The sequence below is a fragment of the Xanthomonas sp. MUS 060 genome, from assembly GCF_000963215.1.
In the GTDB taxonomy this organism is placed as follows: domain Bacteria; phylum Pseudomonadota; class Gammaproteobacteria; order Xanthomonadales; family Xanthomonadaceae; genus Xanthomonas_A.
The window spans coordinates 1-2,871 of the sequence record NZ_JZIM01000068.1 but is presented as its reverse complement, the minus strand read 5'-3'; the positions used below and the strand labels follow the sequence as shown (position 1 = coordinate 2,871).

At 59.7% G+C, this 2,871-nt stretch carries 3 protein-coding genes and 2 pseudogenes; 2 read left to right on the top strand and 3 right to left on the bottom strand.

The genetic code is table 11. The features are described 5' to 3' along the window. Window positions 1–217 precede the first annotated feature (217 nt). Together XANALMUS060_RS21035 and XANALMUS060_RS16845 are read left to right on the top strand one after the other, a co-directional pair. Window positions 218–760 (top strand): annotated as a pseudogene (locus XANALMUS060_RS21035) (TraX family protein); the annotation flags it as partial. A 226-nt stretch (window positions 761–986) separates the two neighbouring features. Continuing rightward, window positions 987–1,652, top strand: a complete 666-nt coding sequence (locus XANALMUS060_RS16845; RefSeq protein WP_045739423.1) for a TraX family protein — start codon at window positions 987–989, stop codon at window positions 1,650–1,652. Here XANALMUS060_RS16845 and XANALMUS060_RS19275 read toward each other — a convergent pair. The 3 genes and pseudogenes from XANALMUS060_RS19275 to XANALMUS060_RS20850 all read right to left on the bottom strand — a co-directional run. Continuing rightward, window positions 1,639–1,956 carry a hypothetical protein gene (locus tag XANALMUS060_RS19275; protein ID WP_235430598.1) on the bottom strand — a complete coding sequence of 106 codons (318 nt, stop codon included), beginning with the start codon at window positions 1,954–1,956 and terminating at the stop codon, window positions 1,639–1,641. The genes XANALMUS060_RS16845 and XANALMUS060_RS19275 overlap by 14 nt on opposite strands. 165 nt (window positions 1,957–2,121) lie before the next feature. After that, window positions 2,122–2,475 (bottom strand): DUF3653 domain-containing protein, encoded by a 354-nt coding sequence (locus tag XANALMUS060_RS21595; RefSeq protein WP_200894100.1) that lies wholly within the window; start codon window positions 2,473–2,475, stop codon window positions 2,122–2,124. 184 nt (window positions 2,476–2,659) lie between these two features. Next, window positions 2,660–2,871: pseudogene (locus XANALMUS060_RS20850) on the bottom strand (peptidase domain-containing ABC transporter); the annotation flags it as partial.

The window sequence follows — 2,871 nt, the reverse complement described above, 5'->3', positions numbered from 1 at the left end:
GACGCCACAACCCAAGGATGCGGCGAAGGGCGGCCAAGCAGGATCAGAAAGTTGCAGCTCTTTTACAACCGTCCGTGATATCGGGGTAGAACCCGACGACTATGCCGATGACTCGCGGTGGCGTCATTGAGCGCAAGGCGAGGGGACAAGGCACTTTCCCCGAGTCCCCAGGTTACAAAGCGGACACGGCCACCCCGCCGACCACGCTCGATATGTGATGACCAGCGGTGGTCGCGAACTCATCAAGTGGATCGCCGTGCTTGCAATGACCGGCGACCATGTCGTCAAGGTCTTCGAGCTTGGCTATGTCCCGGTCGTTTCCGAAGCTGGCCGTGTCGCGTTCCCGCTGTTCGCGATGGTGCTGGCCTACAACCTGGCGCAGCCTGCCGCTGATACCGCAAAGGTGATGCGCCGGTTGCTTGCCTGGGGTGCTGCTGCGATGCCGGCGTACTGGCTGGCCTTCGGTGTGATCTTCCCGCTCAACGTCCTGTGTGCGTTCGCGCTGGCTGTCTGCTGTGTTCGCGCAGTGCAGGGGAGGCGATGGGTGCTGCTGGCTGTTTGCGCGCTGCCTGCACCGCTCTTAGTCGATTACCAGTGGCCCGGCCTGGCCGTTGTGCTGGGTGCTTGGTGGTATTTCCGCTCGCCGCGGCCAACGATCCTCACGACCATCTGCTGCGTTGCTGTCCCAGCCGCGGCACTATGTGCCTACAACGGCAGCGCCTGGTCGTTGCTCGCGATCCCGATGCTGCGACTCGGCGAAGTGCCGATTGCGTCCACAACCCAAGGATGCGGCGAAGGGCGGCCAAGCAGGATCAGAAAGTTGCAGCTCTTTTACAACCGTCCGTGATATCGGGGTAGAACCCGACGACTATGCCGATGACTCGCGGTGGCGTCATTGAGCGCAAGGCGAGGGGACAAGGCACTTTCCCCGAGTCCCCAGGTTACAAAGCGGACACGGCCACCCCGCCGACCACGCTCGATATGTGATGACCAGCGGTGGTCGCGAACTCATCAAGTGGATCGCCGTGCTTGCAATGACCGGCGACCATGTCGTCAAGGTCTTCGAGCTTGGCTATGTCCCGGTCGTTTCCGAAGCTGGCCGTGTCGCGTTCCCGCTGTTCGCGATGGTGCTGGCCTACAACCTGGCGCAGCCTGCCGCTGATACCGCAAAGGTGATGCGCCGGTTGCTTGCCTGGGGTGCTGCTGCGATGCCGGCGTACTGGCTGGCCTTCGGTGTGATCTTCCCGCTCAACGTCCTGTGTGCGTTCGCGCTGGCTGTCTGCTGTGTTCGCGCAGTGCAGGGGAGGCGATGGGTGCTGCTGGCTGTTTGCGCGCTGCCTGCACCGCTCTTAGTCGATTACCAGTGGCCCGGCCTGGCCGTTGTGCTGGGTGCTTGGTGGTATTTCCGCTCGCCGCGGCCAACGATCCTCACGACCATCTGCTGCGTTGCTGTCCCAGCCGCGGCACTATGTGCCTACAACGGCAGCGCCTGGTCGTTGCTCGCGATCCCGATGCTGCGACTCGGCGAAGTGCCGATTGCGTTGCCGCGCACGCGCTGGGCGTTCTACGGGTATTATTTCGGTCATCTAGCATTACTTGCCGCTTTAGCATGGATCTCGCAACTGTTGCCATCCGTTTTCAATGCGCTGTAGTCGCCTTCCTTGCATGCATCTTTCCCCTGGCGCCTAGCGGTCTCGGCGTGTACACGGCAGGCTGAATTTTTTCGTGCCATAGAACTCTTTTCGTGCGCTCTAGTTCAGCAGCCGATTCAATTTCCATTTCTTTATTGAACTTTGAAATCTGTGCTTTAAACGTGGCTTCTTCGCTTGGTGTCATTGGCCGCAGTATTTCATTTGTCATTGCGGCTGCCTGTCGGCGTGCGCTCCATTCAATTAGGCACATCGCTGCGGCAATCAACACCACCACGGATATGACTGCTTTTAGCCAGCCTTCCATGCCATCCTTTGTTTTACGTGTCGGCCCGCTGTATGTTCTTGGTCTAAATTCCAGGCCCGTTACATCTGTGTCTTTTCCTAATATCGGTTCTTGGCGCTCCATAGTCCCCCCCCTTTTTCATCTGCTCCATTGTGGGTGCAGGGGCCACGCCCCTGCGTAGACGCTTCAGCCGGCCATGCGTCCGAAGTGTCGATCCCGCCAAGTCGCGAGGTCCACGACAACAACTTTCACCATCGACTGCTGACGCGCTTTTCTAGCCTTGTTCCGGTTTCGTGTTGCGTCACGTAAGTCCGTTGCATCGGCGCGCCAGAGTAAACCGCGCAGCCGGCGTTCGGGGATCCGTTCGCCTGATGGTGCTACTAGATCACGTCCGGCCAGACGCCAGCCAGCCCATGGGCCGGACAGCTCTACGTGGTTCTCCAGCACGTGTCGTGCGTGCGCCTGGGCGCAGTGGTTCGGGCAGGGCTTGCCGGCTTCCCAACATGGCGGTCGGCGGTCGAAGTCGTAGCTGTCGTTCATGCTGCGATTTCCTTGTCGCTAGGTGCCTTGGATGGTAGCCACGATGTCAACCACAGCCACAGCCAACGGAGTCGCATTTTCGCGATTCTGCGTATTTCGCATAATGTCTCTTATGTCAGAGCATGGTTGGGGCGGAGGCTGCTGGACCGGCTTCTCGAGCCACACCAATTGACTGGACTATCTATCAATTGGATGGATATGCACCGAGCGCGATCAGCGATGCACGCAGTAGGCCGAAAAGGCATTGGTTCACCACACCGAACGACAGTGCAATGCGCTGAACCACCACGTCGCGGCTCGCCATTTCTAGGGTGGCATTTGCGAGACGCGCGCTGCGGTCGGCCTGCTTGTTAGCAAGCTTGATGGCCTGTACCCCACGGACAGACTCCATCAGTA

What these genes read in the sequence shown, in the direction of transcription:
- XANALMUS060_RS21595 (WP_200894100.1), bottom strand. Translation starts at nt 2,475, where the DNA reads ATGAACGACAGCTACGACTTCGACCGCCGACCGCCATGTTGGGAAGCC.
- XANALMUS060_RS19275 (WP_235430598.1), bottom strand. Translation starts at nt 1,956, where the DNA reads ATGGAAGGCTGGCTAAAAGCAGTCATATCCGTGGTGGTGTTGATTGCC.
- XANALMUS060_RS16845 (WP_045739423.1), top strand. Translation starts at nt 987, where the DNA reads ATGACCAGCGGTGGTCGCGAACTCATCAAGTGGATCGCCGTGCTTGCA.